General features: G+C 45.1%; 16 protein-coding genes. 11 read left to right on the top strand and 5 right to left on the bottom strand.

Annotation, left to right across the window (positions count from 1 at the left end; translation table 11 throughout):
* Nucleotides 1-101 precede the first annotated feature (101 nt).
* Nucleotides 102-656 carry a peptide-methionine (S)-S-oxide reductase MsrA gene (gene msrA, locus KIK04_RS08425; protein ID WP_232277820.1) on the top strand — a complete coding sequence of 185 codons (555 nt, stop codon included), beginning with the start codon at nt 102-104 and terminating at the stop codon, nt 654-656.
* Nucleotides 657-757: 101 nt separating this feature from the next.
* Here the strand turns inward: msrA and KIK04_RS08430 are convergent, their stop codons facing one another.
* The 4 genes from KIK04_RS08430 to KIK04_RS08445 all read right to left on the bottom strand — a co-directional run bounded on the left by KIK04_RS08430 (nt 758) and on the right by KIK04_RS08445 (nt 3643).
* On the bottom strand, nt 758-1735 hold the full coding sequence (locus tag KIK04_RS08430) for a diaminopimelate dehydrogenase (RefSeq protein ID WP_232277821.1): 978 nt from the start codon (nt 1733-1735) through the stop codon (nt 758-760).
* 104 nt (nt 1736-1839) lie between these two features.
* Nucleotides 1840-2496 carry a LysE family translocator gene (locus KIK04_RS08435; RefSeq protein ID WP_232277822.1) on the bottom strand — a complete coding sequence of 219 codons (657 nt, stop codon included), beginning with the start codon at nt 2494-2496 and terminating at the stop codon, nt 1840-1842.
* 94 nt (nt 2497-2590) lie between these two features.
* Complete coding sequence (locus tag KIK04_RS08440; protein WP_232277823.1) at nt 2591-2989, bottom strand: hypothetical protein; 399 nt, start codon at nt 2987-2989, stop codon at nt 2591-2593.
* Nucleotides 2990-3157: 168 nt separating this feature from the next.
* Nucleotides 3158-3643 (bottom strand): GAF domain-containing protein, encoded by a 486-nt coding sequence (locus tag KIK04_RS08445; RefSeq protein ID WP_232277824.1) that lies wholly within the window; start codon nt 3641-3643, stop codon nt 3158-3160.
* Nucleotides 3644-3790: 147 nt separating this feature from the next.
* Here KIK04_RS08445 and KIK04_RS08450 point away from each other — a divergent pair, with 147 nt between their 5' ends.
* The 4 genes from KIK04_RS08450 to KIK04_RS08465 all read left to right on the top strand — a co-directional run bounded on the left by KIK04_RS08450 (nt 3791) and on the right by KIK04_RS08465 (nt 8223).
* A complete protein-coding gene (locus KIK04_RS08450) occupies nt 3791-4720 on the top strand; it encodes an alpha/beta hydrolase (RefSeq protein WP_232278658.1) in 930 nt (309 codons plus the stop codon).
* 193 nt (nt 4721-4913) lie between these two features.
* Nucleotides 4914-5930 (top strand): NADPH dehydrogenase NamA, encoded by a 1017-nt coding sequence (gene namA / locus KIK04_RS08455; protein ID WP_232277825.1) that lies wholly within the window; start codon nt 4914-4916, stop codon nt 5928-5930.
* A 208-nt stretch (nt 5931-6138) separates the two neighbouring features.
* Nucleotides 6139-7032, top strand: coding sequence for a manganese catalase family protein (locus tag KIK04_RS08460; protein WP_232277826.1), 894 nt, complete (start codon nt 6139-6141; stop codon nt 7030-7032).
* A 141-nt stretch (nt 7033-7173) separates the two neighbouring features.
* Nucleotides 7174-8223: a phosphotransferase enzyme family protein gene (locus KIK04_RS08465; RefSeq protein ID WP_232277827.1), complete on the top strand. Its 1050-nt coding sequence runs from the start codon at nt 7174-7176 to the stop codon at nt 8221-8223.
* 64 nt (nt 8224-8287) lie between these two features.
* Here KIK04_RS08465 and KIK04_RS08470 read toward each other — a convergent pair whose 3' ends face one another.
* Nucleotides 8288-8776, bottom strand: a complete 489-nt coding sequence (locus tag KIK04_RS08470; protein ID WP_232277828.1) for a VOC family protein — start codon at nt 8774-8776, stop codon at nt 8288-8290.
* A 251-nt stretch (nt 8777-9027) separates the two neighbouring features.
* Between KIK04_RS08470 and sigI the strand changes: the two genes are divergently transcribed.
* From sigI to KIK04_RS08500, 6 genes are all read left to right on the top strand, one after another.
* Entirely contained in the window at nt 9028-9801 is a 774-nt protein-coding gene (gene sigI / locus KIK04_RS08475) for an RNA polymerase sigma-I factor (protein ID WP_232277829.1), read from the top strand.
* Entirely contained in the window at nt 9786-11609 is a 1824-nt protein-coding gene (locus KIK04_RS08480) for an anti-sigma-I factor RsgI family protein (RefSeq protein ID WP_232277830.1), read from the top strand. The genes sigI and KIK04_RS08480 overlap by 16 nt, the downstream gene beginning before the upstream one ends.
* A 484-nt stretch (nt 11610-12093) precedes the next feature.
* A complete protein-coding gene (locus tag KIK04_RS08485; protein ID WP_232277831.1) occupies nt 12094-13821 on the top strand; it encodes an S-layer homology domain-containing protein in 1728 nt (575 codons plus the stop codon).
* 793 nt (nt 13822-14614) lie between these two features.
* The gene (locus tag KIK04_RS08490; RefSeq protein ID WP_232277832.1) at nt 14615-16963 is read left to right on the top strand and encodes a ribonucleoside-diphosphate reductase subunit alpha; all 2349 of its coding nucleotides are present in this window, start codon (nt 14615-14617) and stop codon (nt 16961-16963) included.
* Between the two features lie 173 nt (nt 16964-17136).
* The gene (locus KIK04_RS08495) at nt 17137-18168 is read left to right on the top strand and encodes a ribonucleotide-diphosphate reductase subunit beta (RefSeq protein WP_232278659.1); all 1032 of its coding nucleotides are present in this window, start codon (nt 17137-17139) and stop codon (nt 18166-18168) included.
* Nucleotides 18169-18424: 256 nt separating this feature from the next.
* Nucleotides 18425-21385: an FG-GAP-like repeat-containing protein gene (locus KIK04_RS08500; protein ID WP_232277833.1), complete on the top strand. Its 2961-nt coding sequence runs from the start codon at nt 18425-18427 to the stop codon at nt 21383-21385.
* Nucleotides 21386-21546: the final 161 nt, after the last annotated feature.

Raw genomic sequence — 21546 nt, forward strand, 5'->3', positions numbered from 1 at the left:
AACTCGATATCGACATGAAAGACTTGGCATACGTTGGACTGCACGCTACACTAATTGAAAAAGATTGTTGATACCTTAGAGTCAAGAAGGAGGCATTTCATATGATCGCATCTGAGCATAAAAAGGAAGATCAACAACTGGAATTGGCAACTTTCGCTGGAGGTTGCTTTTGGTGTATGGTCAAGCCTTTCGACCAGTGGGATGGCGTACATCGTGTCTTGTCGGGGTATACAGGTGGACACGTTTCGAATCCAACCTATGAGCAGGTTAAGACACAAACGACCGGCCATTTGGAAGCCGTTCAGATTACGTTTAATCCGGCCATTATATCTTATGAACAAATAGTCGAATTGTTCTGGGTCCAAATCGATCCTACTGACGATGGGGGCCAATTTCAAGACCGTGGCGAATCGTATACGACGGCTATATTTGTGCATAATGAGGAGCAAAGGAAGATTGCAGAAGCTACTAAGGCAGCTTTGGCAGCGAGCGGACGTTTCGCGGAGCCGATCGTGACGCCAATTCGAGATGCGGCCGTGTTCTACTGCGCCGAAGATTATCATCAAGATTTTTACCGCAAAGAGCCGGAACATTATAAACAGGATAGAGCCCAATCGGGACGGGATGAGTTTATTGCGGAGAACTGGGAAAAATAAGTGAAGTGATTGAAATGAGTGAAATCATAACCGCCCTTCTATCAGCGTGATAATAAAAACGCAGAACCGTATGATACACCGGTTCTGCGTTTCGTTTAAGATTATAATAATTCCTTACGCAATTGCTCTGGTGACTTCGGTGACAATAGTCCAAATGGAATATCGAACACAGTACGTGCGCCAGACTCTCCACGCTGAGCAAGCTTGTACGCTGCACGTGCATAAGCGACAAGAACACTTGCCGTAAATTCAGGATTACTGCCCAAGTTAAGGCCGAATTCCATAATTTGCGATGTTCCTGCACCTGTAGTACCACTGCGGAATACGAGGCCACCATGCGGCATCGCGGAGTGATTCGCCTTCAATTCTGCTTCAGAAATAAAATGTACGATGGTGTCATAGTCTGCGAAGTAATTCGGCATTGATTTAATCTCTTGCTCGATGCTTGCTTGATCAGCGCCTTCTTCAGCCACGACATAACATTCACGCAAATGTTTCTCACGTGTGGACAAGGTAGGATTTTCGCCACCGCGTACTTTTGCGATAGCTTCGTCAGTAGGAATCGTGTACTGGACTCCATTTTTCACGCCTGCGATGCGGCGAATAGCGTCCGAGTGTCCTTGACTGACACCTTTACCCCAGAATGTATACTCATTGCCTTCAGGAAGTACAGCTTCAAACAACAAACGGTTCAGTGAAAACACGCCTGGATCCCAACCTGTTGAAATAACAGCCACCCGATTATTGGCTTGCGCCGCTTCATTGACTGTCTCAAAGTACTCAGGAATACGAGCATGTGTATCAAAGCTGTCTACTGCATTAAACATACGCGCAAAATAAGGTCCTTGCTCAGGCAAATCTGTAGCGGAACCTCCGCAAAGAATCATAACGTCTACTTTCTCTTTGTACGCCTCTGCCTCGTCGATGGATACGACTGGAACACCCGCTTGTACAGATGATGGATCACGGCGTGTAAATACCGCCACAAGTTCCATATCCTCATTTTGCTGAATAGATTGTTCTACACCTTTGCCTAAATTACCGTAACCAACAATACCAATACGAATCGGTGCTGTCATATGTCTCTCCTCCTCATTTTCCCAAATTCTACTTTATTATATACGAATCGTCACGATAAGACAGTTAATAGTCGGTTTTAGTACCTTATATTTTAAGTTGATACTTATGTTCGCTGCTCTAGCGCCACTTTTAATCCAAAACCTATTAAAATGACACCTGTAATACGTTCAATAACGAGCTGCACTTGCGGTTTCTGAAACCACGTCTTCATGACATGAATGAACCAGATGAAAACGAGCAGCCAGACGATAAGCAGTACCGCATAAGTGACACCCATAATCATATATGGATAAAATGAAGCTTCGTTCGCGTCCACAAACTGAGGTAAAAAAGTTAGAAAAAATAGAGCTACTTTCGGGTTCAGCACATTTGTAATGACACCTTGCATATAACATTTGCGCAATTGACTGTAGTCCGTTGAAGGGCGAAGCGCGGTAATCGTTTGCTCTTCTTCATTCTCTTGCTGTTTATCAGATGATGGTCTTTTAGACAGGAGAGACGTCACACCAATAAAAATTAAATAGGCCGCACCGATCCATTTTACAATTTCATATAGCAAAGCAGACTGAGCTAACAAGAGAGATAGTCCTGTTGCCGCCGCAAAAGTATGAACCAATATACCTGTAGCTGTACCGAACACGGTCGCGCTTCCGCCGCCTTTTCCGTATCTGATTGTGCTCTTGGTGACTAATGCTGTGTCAGCGCCGGGAGTTAAAATGAGTGCTAATGACATCATAAGAAATAAGGTAAACTGCTCCATTGATTGGCCTCCTTATGTAAGTATGTCTAGTTAGTAGAAGATATAGTGGTTTGGAGGTTGGATCGAAGATGAAGAGTATGGACTAAGTGATAGACTAGTTGCTGACTTTCACAGGCTGCAACATATAAAGAACGCTCGTCTGCGCTTCAGCGTTGGATGCTGCTTGCTCACGAATACCTTCCAAGCTTGTTTCTAGTCGATCAAAACGGTGCATCGTCTCGTGCTTGAAGGTGACTAGCTCCACCTTGACATTGTCAAGGTCACTGCGCATATCGGCCATCTCGGATTTCATTTCTGCCATATCTACTTTTAACACTTCGACATCTTTCTTCAGCACAGCCACATCCGTCTTCAACACAGCGACATCCGTTTTCAGCTCTGCCACGTCCGTCTTAACTTGTTCCAAATCACTCTTCACATCTTTAATATCTTTGCTCATATGACCCATCATCGTCATCATTTCAACCAACATAGACTCAACCTTCAAATCCACTTCTATCCCTCCTCATATATAATCATGAACTAGCCTAGCACTATTATATAATGGAATATATATAGAATGAAAATGAGTTGAAACATTACAAAAGGGGATACCCATCACCCTTGATGTTATCCCCTTTTGTTCTCAAATAGCGCTAAGAAATGCCCCGCGCAACCTTGATTATACTTGCTCTACGATTGCAGCTACCATTTGCTCTAGCCACTGCTGATCGATGTCTGAAAAACGATTTAACACAGGGCTATCAATGTCGAGTACCCCGATTAATTTCCCGTTCTTGACCATCGGCACGACGATTTCTGAACGCGACCTTGCATCGCAAGCGATATGTCCAGGAAAGGCGTGTACATCTGCCACCAACTCAGTCCGTTGTTGTGCAGCAGCCGTACCGCAGACACCTTTGCCTAGCGGGATACGCACACAAGCGGGCAATCCTTGAAACGGGCCGAGTACAAGTTGGTTGCGCTCCTCATCCATAAGATAAAAGCCCGCCCAGTTAATATCTTGTAAGCCTTGCCACAGCAAAGCGGACGCATTTGCCAAGTTTGCTATTAAATTAGGTTCATCTGCGATTAGTGCTTGCAGCTGACGGTTTAGAACAGGATAATCGTCCTCTGGACGTCCCGTGTACAACTCAGATGTAAACATGCTTTCCGCCCCCATCTAACTTCCATATTTGTCCCTAATCATAGCATAACACCCCATTCAGCGGTATGATGAATATATACAAGCAGTATCATCATAATGCTAGCAACATGGAGCGCATATTCTTACTTTTAATGAGGAGGGACAATGATGCAGCAGCACACTTTTACATTTACAGATCCGCAACATATTCCCATACACGTATACTGCTGGTCACCTGATGATGAACGTTCCATTCGTGGTATCGTACAAATCGCTCACGGCATGACCGAGACTGCTGAGCGTTATGAACGTTTTGCCCAAGCCTTGACTGATGCAGGCTATGTCGTATACGGGAACGATCATCGTGGTCACGGCAAGACCGCCGCACAAGTAGAAAACTTAGGCTACCTCGGTGAAAATGGATTCGAATGGATGGTCCTCAATATGGCCCAGCTGAGCACAATGATAAAGGAGAAACACGAAGGGCTCCCCCTATTCTTGTTCGGGCACAGCATGGGATCATTCTTATCTCAGCAGTATATTTCACTGCATGCAGACTTAATTGAAGGGGTTATTTTATGCGCGACAAATGGTCCCCGTGGCGTGGATATCATCGCCGGTGCCAATCTAGCAAAGCTTATTCGTACCATGCGAGGGGATCGTCATCGCAGCCTCCTTATCGACAAGCTCGCTTTTGGCAGCTTTAATCGCAAGTTTGAACCAAGCCGCACACCGTTTGACTGGCTCAGTCGTGATCCAGCGGAAGTGGACAAATATGTGGCCGATCCGTATTGTGGCTTTTTAAGCACGGTCAGTTTCTATCACGATTTTTTCCGTTTCTTACGTGTCATTCATCAGCCAACGACGATGGCTCGTATCCCTAAGACACTGCCTGTTATGTTAATTGCAGGTGATGCAGATCCCGTAGGCATGTACGGTAAAGGCGTGCTCCGTTTAGCGGAAATGTATAAACAGTTAACGATTCAAGATGTAACATGCAACATATATGCCGGAGCGCGTCATGAGCTATTAAATGAAACGAATCGTGACGAAATAACCACTGACTGTATCCAATGGCTACGTGCACACACGAAGTGATTGAAACAAATCTAACCGGCATCCCTTCCTTAAAGGCTTGTATTTGTCTCCTACTACTGGGTGGGGTTATAATAGTTTGGAAGAATGATCTAGTCGTCTGGTCGAAATTCCATCGCATAAGGGAAGTCCTACTTACAAAAATGGAAACGATGTCAATTTTCCAGACTTGCATCATTTAAGTGGAGGGATGAATATGCCGCGTTTATTTGATTCGTTGACGATTCGTGATGTTACTTTACCTAACCGTATCGTAATGTCGCCGATGTGTATGTATGCTTGCCCTAACGAAGATGGCCAAGTTAACGATTGGCATCTTGTCCATTATACGTCGCGTGCAGTCGGACAAGTTGGACTCATCGTCGTAGAGGCCGCTGCCGTTACACCCAACGGCCGAATCAGCGCTCACGATTTAGGCATCTGGAGCGATGAGCATATTGGCGGACTTCGTCGCCTAACCGAAATGGTGCATGCACAGGGCAGCAAGGTTGCTATCCAATTAGCACATGCCGGCCGCAAGGCTACCGTGCCCCATGCAATAGCTCCGTCCGCACTTCGTTTTAATGAGAGCTATGACTTACCTATAGAAATGAATCAAGAAGAAATTCGTCGAACGATCAAAGCCTTTGCTGAAGCCGCTCGTCGCGCTAAAGAGGCAGGCTTCGACATTGTCGAAATTCATGCGGCTCACGGCTACTTAATTAATCAGTTTTTGTCGCCGCTAACGAATGAAAGACAGGATGGCTACGGCGGAAGTACGGATGGTCGCTATCGCTTCTTAAGCGAGGTAATCGACGCGGTCCGTACGACTTGGAGCAATAGCAATCCACTATTCGTACGCGTATCTGCCCACGAATATGCAAAGGGCGGAAATTCCATCGAAGCGTATATTGACTACTCCCGCCGCATGAAGCTGCAAGGCGTCGATCTCGTTGATTGCAGCTCTGGCGCTGTTGTGCCACACCCGATTGATGTATTTCCAGGCTATCAAGTGCCTTTTGCACAGGCCATTCGGCAATCGACAGGCATCGCTACGGGTGCCGTTGGACTAATTACCGAGCCTGCGCAGGCAGAAGAAATCGTACGCAATTATCGCGCCGATCTTGTATTCCTTGGTCGTGAGTTGCTCCGTGATCCGTACTGGCCTATTCGTGCGGCGCGTGAGCTGCAAGCAGACATCCCGATACCCAAGCCATACGAGCGCGGCTGGTAAGTGACTAACCGCAATCATATATGTTCCATTCACACGCCGCATGCAGCACGCATGTCGGCGTTTTTTTATGTTGCGGCAATTGAACCAAAAAATAAGCATAGGGTCAACCTTCACCCACATAGGTCTAAATTGATGACAAATACCTGAAGCGGAGAAGATTAGCAACGTTTAACCCACGTAAGCTGCTCAAGCCAAAGGAGGGAAGCAAGTGTTCAAGCGCATCAATAGGCTAGCTATTGAGCTACCTGACCCCAAACATGCCGATCCAAATGCTGCGGCCGCCGTTCAGGAACTACTTGGCGGACGTTTTGGTGAAATGTCCACACTGAACAACTATATGTTCCAGTCTTTTAACTTCCGGCAGAAAAAAAAGCTAAAGCCGTTCTATGATATTGTAGCGAGCATTACAGCAGAAGAGTTCGGACACGTGGAGCTTGTGACGAATACGATTAACCTCATCCTAAGCGGCAGCACCCGGCCTGGCGCGCCCGATACTACGCCGCTGCATGTAGCCAAGGACGTGCGTAATACTTATCATTTTATCGCAAACGCACAGACTGCCGTCGTTGGCGATTCGATGGGAAAATCGTGGGCTGGTGATTATGTATTTAACAGTGGCAATTTAGTTGTTGATTTACTGCATAACTTCTTTTTGGAAATTGGAGCCCGCACGCATAAAATGCGCGTGTACGAGATGACAGACCACCCAACCGCTCGTGAGATGATAGGGTATTTGCTCGTTCGCGGCGGCACTCATATTTTGGCTTATGCCAAAGCACTTGAGATGGCGACTGGTGTCGATGTCACGAAGCTGCTGCCGGTACCCAACCTCGATAATCGAGCTTTTCACGCGGCTCGCAAATTTGAAGATTTAGGACTAGGACGAATATTGTATACGTGGAGCGATAATGACTATCGTGACATTAATCTGATCTGGCGTGGCAATCATCCTGATGGTAAGCCTTTGGAGGTTATTGAAGGTACACCAAAGGGAGCCCCCATCCCAGACCTTCCTGATTTACCGGAGGAATTTGCCCCCGGTATATCCCAAGAAGATTTTATGGCTATCGTACGCCGCTTACAACAATCGGCTGGCATATAGAGCTTGCCTTAAACTTCCCTAAACGCCCCTAACGGGCGTTTTTTTATGCCTATTCCACGATCTCCCCCATCGCTCACTGCAACATAATAACCGATTCTGACGTTAATTACACCGTAAACAGTCTGCTCTGGAGGGAACGCGATGACCGATATATCTTTGCCTGCCGCTTGGCCCGCACTTGATGATTTTTCAACGATCCAATCCTTTTTTCAGCTGCCATTCCAATCCATTGAACGCATACAAGCCATATCCGAGCCTGAGCAGTCCCGCTGGATTTACAAAGTGAGCTCAACAGCAGGACAATGGTACGCCCTCAAAATGTACAGCATCCCCTCCACGACCACTCAAGATTTACAAGCACAGGCTATGCTGTGCACTTACTTGGCTCAACATGGCATGAGCGTCCCTGCACGGCTGTACGGGAGTAATAACTGTTCATATATACAGTTGTTGTGGGAAGAGCAAGAGGTCTACGCGATCATGGAAGCATGGCTGCCTGGCCGTGAGCCCGAGCAGATGAATGCATGTCTTATTCAACAAGCTGGTGAATGGCTTGGACGCATGCATCTATTAGCGTCCCAGACAGACACCGTCTTCAACTTTAATAGCTATAGTCCGTGGAGTCTTTTTAATGAAGATGAAGAGATGAAGCAAGAAGCCAAACAATTGCATGCGGCTCTGCTAGACAGCTCCGCTGACACGTCTCTTCGTGAATCGTTGTTTCAACTGTATGAAGAGAAACGGATGCAACTTAAACAGTGTTGGCCATCACTCCCTTCTGGCGCTGTGCAAGGAGATTTCTCCCTGAACAATTTGCTCATCAATGAGCAGTATCAATTAGAAGGTATTATTGACTTTAACTTAGCTGGAAACGATACATTCGTAAGTCATTTGTCTGGCGAAGCAGCTTTTCTCGCCTACGCTGCTGACAGAGAAGACGGGCCTGATGAACAGATCAGCGACTTGTATGTACAACGATTTTTAGCGGGGTATATGAAATATCGTTCTTTAACGGCACAAGAATTACATGCCCTTAATCACTTAATCGGGTTAAGACGAGCGTTCGCCTGCTATCAAGTGGATGCGATGTACGATTTGCTGGACACAGGACAGATTGACGCGATAAATGCGCAGATGTCAGCTATGATCACTTGGATGCAACAAAATGACGTCGCGCTTAATAAGCAGTAACGAACAATAACGAACAGTAACGAGTTACGGTCAGCGAACGCTCGAATCGCTAATTCACTCTCAATTATTGCGTTGTCTTTCTTCGATCCAACCATTCACTTAAATAAGGGACGCTGTTGATCTCGCTGGTGTCACACGGTTCTGCTGGGGCGGCGTCCTGTTCCAGCAAAGCAATAAATTCTAACAGATTGTGATCGGGATCATAAAAATAAACGCTGGCCGCAGGCATCCATGTAAGCACCATCGGCTCTACAGGCGGTCTATCGAAAGCATCGCACGGTTCAATGCCACGTTCACGCAGCCAATCATCAATATTCAGCAGCTCGTCTAGTGCAATATCGAAAGCAATATGTCTTGATGCAATCCTTTGCCCCGCTCCAACTTCCCATAAGCCAAGCATTTGCTGCCGATCATCGCCAAAATAAAAAAAAGCGCAACGACGATCGTCAATTTTGTGAGCAAATGTAAGGCCTAGCTGTTCATAAAAAGTGATGGAATGTTCAAGGTTTGATACTTGCAAATGAGTTTCGTATAAACGGATGTTTAGATTCATATGCATTGCACTCCCTTATAAAAATGATAGGTTGGAATATTTATACTACTCTCATTTCAAGCTTATCATATTTTTTATCTGAGAAAATGAACTTCTCATGAGAATGAGGAGTTCATCGTTAGATTCTGTTGTCTGGGCTGTACAGGGTGGTAGATGTTTGTTAAACTCCCTGAAGTAAGAAACACTTCACCCCCTTAAAATCATCTCTCGTGACGTATTAGTTTACCAGAGGGTACAGGATGTGAGAGGATATGGATGTTACGACAAAAGATGCGGACGCGATGTTGCTGCGAATTCGTGCGGGTGATATGGATACGCGCGAACAATGGCTGCGCGCCAATCAGGCATTCGTCCTGCGCACAGCCAGCCATATATGCCGCAGGCCGATTCATCGCAGTGACGATGAAGCAAGCATTGCGCTCATCGCCTTTAATGAAGCAATTGATCGCTATGATTCAGCTGCTGGCAAATCATTTGAACGATATGCAGCGCTTATTATTCGTAATCGACTAATTGATTATTTCCGCAAACAAGGAAAAGTACAAGATATTCCATTTAGCAGTGGTGATGATGCAGATGATGCGTCAGGCTATTTGGATGACGTGCCTGAGCTGTCCTACGCGGAAACAGCAGGTGCACTTGATGTATTTGCTCGCCAGAACGAGGAGCTTGCCCTCGCACAAGAAATTATGCGATATGACGAACAACTGGCTCTATACGGCATCTCGCTGGAGGAGCTGGCGGACTGCTGCCCCCAGCATCACGATACACGCCAGCAATGTATTGAGATTGCTGAACGAACATGTGCAGCACATGTCATGCTGGAGTCGCTGCTGCGTACGAGACAGCTACCGCTGAAAGCGCTGCTGGAACACGTTAAAGTAAGCCGCAAAACATTGGAGCGGCATCGAAAATATATTATTGCACTCGTGCTCGTTATGCATAGCAACGAATTTACGCGCATTCGCAACGCGATTCCTGTACTACAGTCCGGAAAGGAGGGAGCATCATGCACGGAATCGTGATGAAAATAACGGAGCATGAAGTGGTGCTGCTGTGCGAAGACGGTGCATTTCGCAACGTATCAAAGCCAGCGGTGCTCCCTCGAATTGGGCAACGCATTCCGGTTGCTCTGGCTATGGAACAAGAACTAGAACAAGTTCAGGAACAGGTACAACGACTGGAACAGACGCAGCAGGTACAGGGGCTGGGACAAGACAAAGAGCAAGCGAGTACGGCCCACGGCACGCAACATGAGCGACATGCGCAACATACGCAAGATAAGCGACATACGCAAGATGAGCGGCATATGCAACACGAGCAGATCCAATCCGTCTATTCTGTTCGTTCAGAAGAAATTCCGCCAGCATCGGCACCAACAAAACGCTCATTATTTCGCAATTATCGCAGCATGATCGCAGCAACCGCTGCAAGCGTTCTGCTCGTTATCGGGGTCGTGTGGTCGCTATTTGCTTCGACGATCAATGCCGATGCAGTGGCACTCGTTGCAGTGGACGTTAATCCAGGCATTGAGCTATGGCTTGACGCCAATGAGATTGTGCGCCGCGCAGAGGGAACGAATGACGACGCGAAGCGCTTGCTTAATGCCGCCGACCTGAAAGGGCGTTCGATTGGTCACGCCATTCAAGCGCTTGTCGACTCCGCCCAACAGCTAGCGTCTTGGGAGCGCGACGGCATTAATGGCGAGCATTTTGTGTATGTCAGCATTGTACCGTTGCAACAAAATGCACCTAAGCTTGATCCTGAACGCTGGCTCCCCAAGAATAGCGTTATTTCCTTAAACGCGTTCTACTTAACGAAAGAGCAGCTTAACGAAGCGAAGCATGCGGGAATGTCTTTAAACCAATATGCCGTTTATGACGCTGCCAAAAATCAAGGTTTACCCCTGCAAAAAGAACTATTTGAGGGGCGTACAATTGTTGAAAGCCTGCAATCAGCCGGAATTGATCCACACTCTGTCCGTCCTGATAAGCTGGCGCACACGAACAACAATAAAGCTAAAAATCCTAACCATACCGGACCGAAAGTTCCTTCGCATAAGGTAGATGCTGAAGAGCAAAAACCACCGGCATCAAATGATTCAAACTCGGGTCATCTTAACACGCATGATCCCGCCTTAAATAAGCAGCACGAGCAACCAGCTACTAAGCCGACACAAGATCCATCTCCTTCTCCGCAGCCGAATAAGGATGCGAATAAAGACAGGACGACGGATCAACATAGCCCTGTAGATGATCATAAGCGACATCAAGATCAAGGTAACGATCATAATAAAGACCAGCGCGGACAAGGCAGTGGTAACCGAGAGCAAGATCAGGATGATCAAGGCGACGAGGATGAACACGATGACAGCGCTGATGAAGATGAAGAACAAAATAAAGAAAAAGATAAAGAAAAAGACATAAATAGAGACAAAGATAAAAATAAAGATAAAGATCGTGATAATGGCGTTGATAAAGATGACGACAAAGATAAAGACGATGATAAAGATAAAGCCAAGCATAAAGAGCGTCCTACAAGCCGAGACGATGATCAGGATGAGGATGAAGAAGATGACGAGGATGCAGACGAGCATAATGCCCACAACAAGCATCCAAATAGGCAGAACGATGAACTAAAAGATAGGGACAAAACTAAACATCATAAGCATTCAAAGCATAAAGATGACAAAGATCGTGGAGAACGTGAAGATCGGGAAGATAGCGACGAGGATCAAGAAAATCGCGAGGATCGTAAACATCGTGAGCATCGTGAAAGTCGTGAGCATCGTAAAGAGCTTGAGGACCGAAATGATGATCACGATGAAGACTAATGTAAGCTAGACGGATTACAGTACCACCCATATAGCATGACCTATATAGTCTTACCCTATATAGTATTACCCCATATAGATCTACCCTAATACACGGCTGTTCACTGAGGAATCCACCCTAGTGACAGCCGTGTTTCATATTACTTCTTTTTGTTTATTTTTATTTTGGTGAGAAAAATTTTGTCTGACCCCCACAAACCTCACCTAGAGTTCGTAATAGATATTAGCGTCCTAATTTTCATCCATATCAAATACTCTTAACACCCTTAAACTACCGAGTGCCTGCGATATTCTTCACCCAATATCGCAGGCCATTCACCCCATGACGATTCATTCAACTAGAACTCAAACCAAACAGACTTGACGACCAGATGATACATCCAGAAGCACATACATCTCGCATTTACATCTTATTCATGCCATTCGTAGTAGCCACTAACCTTTAGTAACCATACGAAGTGAACTAATGAGGAGGAAATGATTAATGAAACGTAGTGCAAAAATGATGATGGCCCTTATGTCGGTAACACTTGTCTTTGGCGCAGTAGGTTCAACAGCTTTCGCCGCTCCAACTAGCAACGCTATAAACAAAAGCGTCGCCACGCACAATAAGAATCTAATCGAGATTGATATCGGTCACGAGGATCTGGAAGACCTGTACTTTAAAATTAAAGAAAGATATCCAGACGTAACCGGTCAAGATTGGAATTGGGCCTACGACTCGATTGGCAACATGACCATTCGCGATGTGTTTGATGGATTTGTTGAAGACCATTTCCGTCCACACGAGTCCGTTACACGTATCGAATCCATCGTAACGGCCGTTCGCTTAATGGGGTTGGAGTCCGCAGCTAAAGCTAAAGCAGCTAATGCGACACTCCATTTCAAAGACGCTAATAAGCTCGAAAGCAATTATGCATGGGCAAAAGGCTACGTTCTCGTAGCGCTTGAGCGCGGTTTGTTCGACCCGAACGAAACTGAATTAGCGCCACATCAACCTGCAACTCGTGTCTGGGTATCCAGCTTGCTCGTCAGAGCGTTAGGCTTGCAACAGCAAGCTTTACAGCAAATGACGACGATCCCTAATTTTAAAGATAAAGACTCTATTCCTGCTGGAGCTGTTGGCTACGTAAACGTTGCGGTGCAAAGTGGCATTCTTGTCAACTTAACCGACGGTTCATTCCAGCCACAGAAGCCTGTCACACGTGCAGAGCTGGCTGTCCTGCTTGATCGCACTAACGACTGCATTAACGATAAAGATAGCATACGTATTGCCGCTAAATTTAAACAGTTTTCAACTACAAGCCCTAACGCTTCTACTCCGGTAGATAGCCAGCAACGTCCGCTCGACTCCACCTTGCGTGTGGAAAATGTAAACGGCCAAACGGTATCGTACGCGGTATCTTCGAAACTGCCGGTACGTGATCAATTGCAATATGTTCCCCTCCACCATTTAAAAGATGGTGATTGGGTTTCGCTAGTCATTAGAAGAAACAACGTTGAAGATGTTTCTATTATTAATAGAAGTGATAAGCCTATTGCGACGGAAATAAAGAACTTTTCGGTTAACATTCGCCAAGGCAATGACACTATTTTGCAAACGCACTATTTCAAAAGAGATGGCTACACATCTGCTTATGTGAACCAACGCGGCACGATCCAAACAGGAGATCAAGCTAAAAACTGGCATGAACAATGGCTCAATAATTTAGCTTTGAGGTCTAACTTTACGAAACAGCAGTTGATCGACAATGTACTAAGAGCTGCTGGCACAAGTGAGCATCAAGCAACTTCATATACGATTACGGTTGACTTTGCAGACGGGACACAACTGGAAGCCGTTAAGCATCCAACGAATCATCCAAATCCTAACCCGCACCCTAGCTCACACGTCGTACAAGAGCTGGATATTGAAATCGAAGGACGCAAAGAGAAGCATGATATTGATGCCGTGTACGAGCGCTCCAATAACGGCACAGCGGAAGCCTACATCGAACGCGATGATGACGATGAAGTAAAAGGTCAAGAAGCTGTGCGCACGATTGAGAGATGGCTTTCCAGCGCTCAATTAAACGATAGCATGACGAAAACGCAAATCGCGGATCGCCTGCTTAACGCACTCAATTTAAAACGGGATCAGCTTGAAGCTTATGCCATTGATGTGCGTTTTACAAATGGAAAAACGATCAGCATTGATTGGGAACGCGACTAAAGTTCCATTTCCACTAAATATAAGTCCCTCCTTTCCGAAGTTTGTCTGGAAAGGGGGGATTTTGCATGCTCATTTCATGCCGTGATTACAACATTTTGCACCTTATTACAGCATTCGACTTTCCCGTAAATCCTGCCTCTCATCCAAAAAGAGGAACAAAAAAAATTAGGATGTGAACAATACGAAACAAAGCTTGTTTATAAGTGGTTTTACCATTAAAATAAGAGGCTGGTACATAAGTAAGGGAACTACTTCTTATCACGAAGGCCTATTTACATACACAATATCTTGTAGTATAGTTACTAATGCGCAACAAGATATTGAATTTTCGCGCATTCTAGCACGTAAAGGCAACGGTTGGAACAAGAGGAAAGAACGTTCAAATACGTTGTGTTTCTACCACCGCCACAAGCTAATTTTTCCAGTAAAAATGCACTACAGCTACTTGCTGTGAGATCATTTAGAACCGCAATGACGGTCTCCCATCCTATTGGGACATGATAATACTCCGAGGCATGGTAACACCACTGAATGACAGTGCTTTATACCATATTGCTCTATAACAAGAAAAATGTTCAGATTAGCGTCGCAAGTATTACGTTGAATCGTCTGACTACGGCAGACGGTCGATTTTTTGCGCCCGTTAAACATACATACGGTGCGCATCCGTCGCTGAACAGCCCGTTGCTCTACAACGCATATCACCATACAATCATGGCCGATTACGCTCAACCTTACAGGTTGTTTTTTATATTTATAACTAATTTTCACAGATGTTCAAGGAGGAACAAGGATGCTTACAACTAACACGATTCAAACGGTCTTGAAACCTAACAATCGCTCACTTGCTTTTGATGTAGAGCGCATTACGCGCTACGGTGAACGCATCATGGCCTCTTACCCACACCTTGATCGAGAACGTTGGTATCGTGGCGTGTTGGGCAAGCTGCGTCACAGCGCTGTACAAGCAGCGGACATTACACAAGCTAGCATTATGACAGCTTTGGAGCTCGTCACAAAAGAAGAACCGGATTGGAAATTCGTAGCTGCACGCTCGTTGCTGACGAAGCTGTATAAAGAAGCAGCATTGCACCGCAACTACAAAGCATATCCAGATGAGCCTTACGGCGATTTTAATAAATTAATTAAAAAGCTCGTTGACATCGGCGTATACCGTGCAGATTTGCTTGAGGCATACACACCTGAGCAAATTCGCGACCTTGGTGAAGCGATTAACCCAACTTGCGATGAAACGTTTGACTACATCGGCTTGCTCACACTTGCTGAGCGCTACTTGGCAACAGACTTTGAGAACCGCACGATGGAGCTTCCGCAAGAGCGTTACATGATTATTGCGATGTACTTGATGCACCGCGAGCCAGCGGAGCGCCGCGTAGAATTGGCTAAAGAAGCGTACTGGGCGATGAGTAACCTGTACATGACTGCTGCTACGCCAACGATGGCTAACGCAGGTAAGAAAGTCGCTGGTCAATTGTCCAGCTGCTTTATCGACACGGTCGACGACTCGCTGGAAGGCATTTTCGATTCCAACACGGACATCGCACGTTTGAGCAAAATGGGTGGCGGTATCGGCGTATACCTCGGTAAAGTACGTGCTCGCGGTTCCGATATTCGTGGCCACAAAAATACAAGCTCTGGCGTTATCCCATGGATTCGCCAATTGAACAATACGGCTGTCAGCGTAGACCAACTCGGTACACGTAAAGGCGCAATCGCAGTTTACTTGGACGTATTCCATAAGGACATCTTGTCCTTCTTGGACTTGAAGTTGAACAACGGTGACGAGCGCATGCGTGCGCATGATATTTTCCACGGTGTAAGCTTCCCTGATTTGTACTTGGAGGCTGTTGAACAACGTGAGGAATGGCATTTGTTCTGCCCGCACCAAGTGAAGAAGATTATGGGCTGGAAAGACGCAAAAGGCCGCGCACTCGGTTTGGAAGATTTTTATGACGAGAAGCAAGGCGCAGGCGAATTCCGTGAAAAATATGCAGAGGCAGTTGCTAACCCAGATCTGCCGCGCATTACATTGCCAGCTATCGACATTATGAAGCGCATTATGAAATCGCAGTTGGAAACAGGTACACCGTACATGTTCTACAAAGACGCAGCAAACCGTGCGAACCCGAACAAAGGCCACGGCATGATCTACTGCTCAAACTTGTGTACGGAAATTTTCCAGAACCAATCGGCGACTGTAATTGAGCATGAAGAACTAGTCGACAAAGATGGCGAAACACGTATTATCATTACGAAAACACCTGGTGATTTCGTTGTATGTAACTTGAACTCCATCCACTTGGCTCGCGCAGTACGTGCAAACGTATTGGAGCGCCTCGTGCCGATTCAAGTACGCATGCTCGACAACGTTATCGACATTAACAATATTGAAGTTCTACAAGCGCAACACACGAACCGTCGCTACCGTGCAATCGGTCTAGGCACGTTCGGCTTGCACCACCTCCTTGCTTTGGAAGGTATTGCTTGGGAGTCCGAAGAGGCAGTTACGTTTAACGACAATCTTTACGAGCATATTAACTATTTAGCGGTTAAATCGAGCATGGGCTTAGCACAGGAAAAAGGCTCATACTCACGCTTCAAAGGCTCTGAGTGGGAAAATGGTCGCTACTTCGAGGATCGCGATTACACGACAGGCAACCGCCCTGGTAAATTTGTTACGACAGAGCAATGGCAAGAACTTGCTGAAGCTGTACGCGTCAACGGTATGCGTAACGGTTGGTTGATGGCTGTAGCACCTAACGGCTCGACATCGATTATCGCAGGCTCGACAGCAAGTATCGACCCTGTGTACGAGCTTCTCAGCTACGAAGAGAAGACGACGTACAAAATTGCTAATCCGGCACCAGATTTGTCCGAGAAGACGATTTGGTACTACAAAACAGCGTTCCGTCTTGATCAGAACTGGTCGATCCGTATGGCGTCCGCACGTCAGCGTCATATTGACCAAGGCCAAAGCTTTAACTTGTACGTGCGCCCTGATATTCGCGCTGTTGACTTCTTGAACTTGCACCTGCACGCATGGAAAGCAGGCATGAAATCGACTTACTACGTGCGTAGCCAAGCGCTCACTGTTGAAGAATGTGAATCTTGCAGCTCCTAAGCTGCAAGATTTTCCCTCGACGCGTTCGACATGTTCGACACGTTCAACATGCTCAAGCACTTTCGGCACGTTAGTATGACTTCGTACATGCATATCGTACATGCATAGCAAGGGCTAAATACGGCCATTTTAAATCGAAAGGGAGATAAACGATGACATTGATGGACCGTCAATTGGAACGCCAGCTTATTTTTAATACCAATGCACCGAATAAATCAACACGCATCATCCTTGGAGAATGCTCAGGCATTTTGAACTGGGATGATATCCGCATGCCTCATATGTATAAATTGTACAAAGTGCTTCTCTTGAACCATTGGATTGCAGATGAAATTCCGATGTCAAAAGATGCACAGCAATTCCAGCTCTTGGATGATGAAGAGCGCAGAACGTTCAAGATCAACATTGGCTTGCTCGCTGTCCTCGACTCGATGCAAACAATGTTCGTAGGCGACGTCAAACAATACTTCACTGACTCTTCACTTGAAGCAGTAGCAGCGATTATTGGACAGCAAGAAGTTGTACACAATCAGTCCTATTCTTACGTTCTGTCTTCTTTGGTGTCGCTTGAAGAGCAAAAAGAAATCTTCGAGTATTGGAAGCACGACGAAGTACTGTTGGAGCGTAACCGCTTTATCGCAGACGTGTATCAAAACTTCCGTGACAACCCTACGCCGCAGACGTTCTTTGAAACGCTTGTAGCGGATTTAATCCTTGAAGGCATCTTCTTCTACAGTACGTTCGCGTTCTTCTACAACTTGGCGCGTGACCAGAAGATGATGGCGACAAGCCAAATGATTTCTTACATTCAGCGTGATGAGAATCACCACTGCTTCTTCTTCGCAGAAGTGTTCAAGCAGCTATTGGTTGACTTCCCTGAGTTGAACACAAAAGAAAACATGGATTTCTTGTACAAAATGATCGACCGTGCGGTTGAACTCGAAACGAACTGGGCACACTACACGTTGCACAGCGTAAAAGGTATCGACTTGAAAGAGCTGGGCGATTACATCAAGTACATCGCAAACCGCCGCCTCGTGATGCTCGGTATGGAAAAGGCATACGAAGGCGTAGACGTAAACTGCATGCCTTGGATTAAGCCGTTCTCCGATGATGCGCTGAACTCGACGAAGACAGACTTCTTCGAAGCGAAATCACGCAACTACGGTAAGGTTGGCGAAGACAACGGATTTGACGAATTGTAAAATGTAATTATACTTTTATATAAAAATATGCCTGTTACTCTTATTGTATTCAATACATCGAGAGCAACAGGCTTTTTTGCGTATTTACGCGCTTCTATCGTCATGATTTAATATGAATATATGAACACTTATGTTATAAGTTGGTTTGATATGGTATTATTATTTCATACATAAATTTTTCTTCTACTACTATTTATATGAACGATTAAACAAATAAGTAGTATAAAAGAGCTACATAAGGAGATGAAATATTTAAATGATCATGAATAAGAGGAAAATTTCACGCTTGAAATGGTTAGTGGCAGTTCTTTGTATCAGCACTTTATTGATGCCGCAAACTTTATTGGCAAGTAAATGGTCAGAAGCACCGCAGTCCTATATGGTGGGAGCATATCCTGACGAAATCGTAAGAACAGATACTAATAAAGATGGAAATGATGATTTAATTGTATTTTCCTTTCACGATCTAAAGGCTTACTTTTTTGAGGGTACACCAACTGGGAATTTTTATTTAAATTATACTATAAAGCTAGACGACCCCGTTAATTCTGCAGCCGTAGGAGACTATAACAAAGATGGAAACGTAGATATCGCAATCAGCAAAAACTATAGAAAAGAAATTGGAATTTTATTAGGAAGCGGAAATGGCCAATTTCAATATGGAAATCCAGTAATAAATGATGAGAATGCCGACACTATAACTACAGCAGACTTCAATAATGACGGCAATTGGGATTTAGTCGTAACTGACGACAGTAAACGTTCTTGGTCTCTCTTCTTAGGTAGGAGCGATGGAAATTTTGATACCGCTATCAAAAGTAATTTAGGCGTAGGTCATACTACAGCTCGGAATGTGCGTACAGCCGATTTCAACAACGATGGTAATCAAGATCTTGTTTTTGGAGCATTTGGAGACAGAATTGGCATCTTGCTTGGAAATGGCGACGGAAGCTTTATAGAAAAGCCTTATTTCAATACAGACCGGGCTCCACGTGGTATCGCAATTGAGGATTTTAATAAAGATGGAAATCTTGATATTGCAGTTAACAATTACGTTGGTAAGAGTATTAACGTATTTCTTGGCTTAGGGAACGGAGAATTTCAATCAAGCGATGTTATCCCATTAAACTTTGAGCAATATCAACTGGAAACAGGCGATTTTAATGGTGACCAAATCGTTGATATCGTTGCTGCAAATGGCCCCTCCTCCATTACGGTCCTGAAGGGCGATGGTAGCGGAAAATTCCAAAGTGATGCTAGCGGTAATTTATACGGAAAAGCCCTCTCATTTGCAACGGGAGACTTTGATAAGGATGGAATTTCTGATATCGCCGTTGGAACACATCAGAGCAGCACACTTACGGTATTTAACAGTACCGGACGAGCTATATCAACTGACACCGAGGCACCAATCTGGCCGAATAATGAGCAGCCATCTGTAACTAACCTTAAGCCAACATCAGCAACTATTAGCTGGCCTAAAGCCACAGATAACGTGGGTGTTGAAAGATACAAAATTTTTGGAAGCTGGGCTCCTTATCCATTATTAACGGTAAGCGGCAATGTGCATTCATACGACCTTACTGGACTTAGCCCAGATAACCGATATGATTTGATCATTAGAGCAGTAGATGCAGCTAATAATATGAGTGGGGAAATCTATTTATCTGTGGTTACACCCGATAAAAATCAAATCCCTGATGTTAATACGCCAACTTGGCCTGAAAAAAGCATGTTGGAGGTAACTAATGTAACGCAAACAGAGGTTGTACTAAATTGGCCTAAAGCAAATGCTGCTAGCGGAATAACACAATATGTAATCGAGCAAACGGGAGCAACATCAAATACGATTACTGTTGATGGAAACTTGAATACGCACACGATTACCGGATTAGATGCAAATTCAGATTACTCGTTATCTGTTAAAGCGATTAGTGTTGACGGAAAAAGTAGCAGTGTTCTTTCGACGACAGTAAAGACATTACCAAACTTAACAGCAGATGCAGAAGCTCCAATTTGGCCGAATATGGGGACGTTAAAGATCAGTAATGTAACGCAGACCAGTGCAATGTTAAACTGGCCAGCAGCTTCAGATAACGTAAACGTAAAGCAATACAATGTTTATGAAGCAAGACAGATAACGCCGATTACAACAGTCACTAGCAGCGTATATTCACACCTCGTGACAGGGCTCAATCCTAACTCGAACTATATTTTTACGGTAAAAGCTGTTGATGATACGAATAATATGAGTGCGGAATTAAGCAGCTCTATGTGGACTCTGCCTACGCCAAGCTCAAACAATAATGATTATGTTTCCAGTTCTTCAGATTCATCTTGGTCATCTGGCACATCATCTTCTATCGAAAATAAGTCTAGTAACTCAAACCTGCGTACATTATCTGTTCGTGCACTGGATAAAGAATTATTGCTTTCACCTAATTTTTCGCCGCAAATCACATCCTACACGATCGAATCGTTAAGCGATGAGATTGAGCTTCGTATGGCTGTCGAGCAAACGAATGCAACTGTTTCACATGAAGGTAAATTGATTAGTGAGCCGGAAAAAGTCAAATTGAAACCTGGGATGAATGTAATCTCATTAGAAGTAAAAGCGCAAAGTGGAAGTGCAAAAATATACACTTTGAATATTAACGTTAAAGCAGATACATGTTTTAAGGATACGAAAGGAAACTGGGCGGAAAAAAACATTTGCGAAGCCTTCTCCTTGAACATGGTCGAAGGTATGGCGAATCAGCTGTTCTATCCAGATGCAGAGGTGACACGAGCACAGTTCGTAAAAATGCTGCTGCAAACATTGAATGTTCCTACCCAGCAGCTAAGCTCGTACTTCCCATTTAAAGATGCCGACCAAATTCCAAGTTGGGCTACAGCGGCCGTACATACTGCTGTGCAACAAGGAATGATTCAAGGCTATCTTGACGGCACGTTCCGTCCGAACGATACGATTAGTCGGGCCGAAATGGCTATCATCATTGCGAAGGCGATGAAATGGGATACAACTCAGATTCAACAACAAATTGGCTTTGCTGATGATCCAAAAATTCCATTTTGGGGTAGATCGTATATACAAGCTGTCGTCCAAAAAGGTGTTATGCAAGGCAAGTCCGGCCACATGTTTAAGCCACAGGACAACACAACGCGTGCTGAAGCCACCACAGCATTGCTGCGATTAAAGAAAATAGCAACACCATAAGTGAAGAAGCCCCTGAACACACTTGCTGTTCAGGGGCTTTTATATGCGAGTGGCGTGTTACGTGTAGAACTTGAACTTGTTGAACACTCAAACTCCTAGTACTGCTATGACTTCTACGAGTTCCTTGACTTTGACTTCCACGTCTTCCTAGACGCTTACTT

The sequence above is a fragment of the Paenibacillus sp. 481 genome (genome assembly GCF_021223605.1).
Lineage (GTDB): Bacteria > Bacillota > Bacilli > Paenibacillales > Paenibacillaceae > Paenibacillus_B.

What these genes read in the sequence shown, in the direction of transcription:
- msrA (WP_232277820.1), top strand. Translation starts at nt 102, where the DNA reads ATGATCGCATCTGAGCATAAAAAGGAAGATCAACAACTGGAATTGGCA.
- KIK04_RS08430 (WP_232277821.1), bottom strand. Translation starts at nt 1,735, where the DNA reads ATGACAGCACCGATTCGTATTGGTATTGTTGGTTACGGTAATTTAGGC.
- KIK04_RS08435 (WP_232277822.1), bottom strand. Translation starts at nt 2,496, where the DNA reads ATGGAGCAGTTTACCTTATTTCTTATGATGTCATTAGCACTCATTTTA.
- KIK04_RS08445 (WP_232277824.1), bottom strand. Translation starts at nt 3,643, where the DNA reads ATGTTTACATCTGAGTTGTACACGGGACGTCCAGAGGACGATTATCCT.
- KIK04_RS08450 (WP_232278658.1), top strand. Translation starts at nt 3,791, where the DNA reads ATGCAGCAGCACACTTTTACATTTACAGATCCGCAACATATTCCCATA.
- namA (WP_232277825.1), top strand. Translation starts at nt 4,914, where the DNA reads ATGCCGCGTTTATTTGATTCGTTGACGATTCGTGATGTTACTTTACCT.
- KIK04_RS08465 (WP_232277827.1), top strand. Translation starts at nt 7,174, where the DNA reads ATGACCGATATATCTTTGCCTGCCGCTTGGCCCGCACTTGATGATTTT.
- KIK04_RS08470 (WP_232277828.1), bottom strand. Translation starts at nt 8,776, where the DNA reads ATGAATCTAAACATCCGTTTATACGAAACTCATTTGCAAGTATCAAAC.
- sigI (WP_232277829.1), top strand. Translation starts at nt 9,028, where the DNA reads ATGGATGTTACGACAAAAGATGCGGACGCGATGTTGCTGCGAATTCGT.
- KIK04_RS08480 (WP_232277830.1), top strand. Translation starts at nt 9,786, where the DNA reads ATGCACGGAATCGTGATGAAAATAACGGAGCATGAAGTGGTGCTGCTG.
- KIK04_RS08485 (WP_232277831.1), top strand. Translation starts at nt 12,094, where the DNA reads ATGAAACGTAGTGCAAAAATGATGATGGCCCTTATGTCGGTAACACTT.
- KIK04_RS08490 (WP_232277832.1), top strand. Translation starts at nt 14,615, where the DNA reads ATGCTTACAACTAACACGATTCAAACGGTCTTGAAACCTAACAATCGC.
- KIK04_RS08500 (WP_232277833.1), top strand. Translation starts at nt 18,425, where the DNA reads ATGATCATGAATAAGAGGAAAATTTCACGCTTGAAATGGTTAGTGGCA.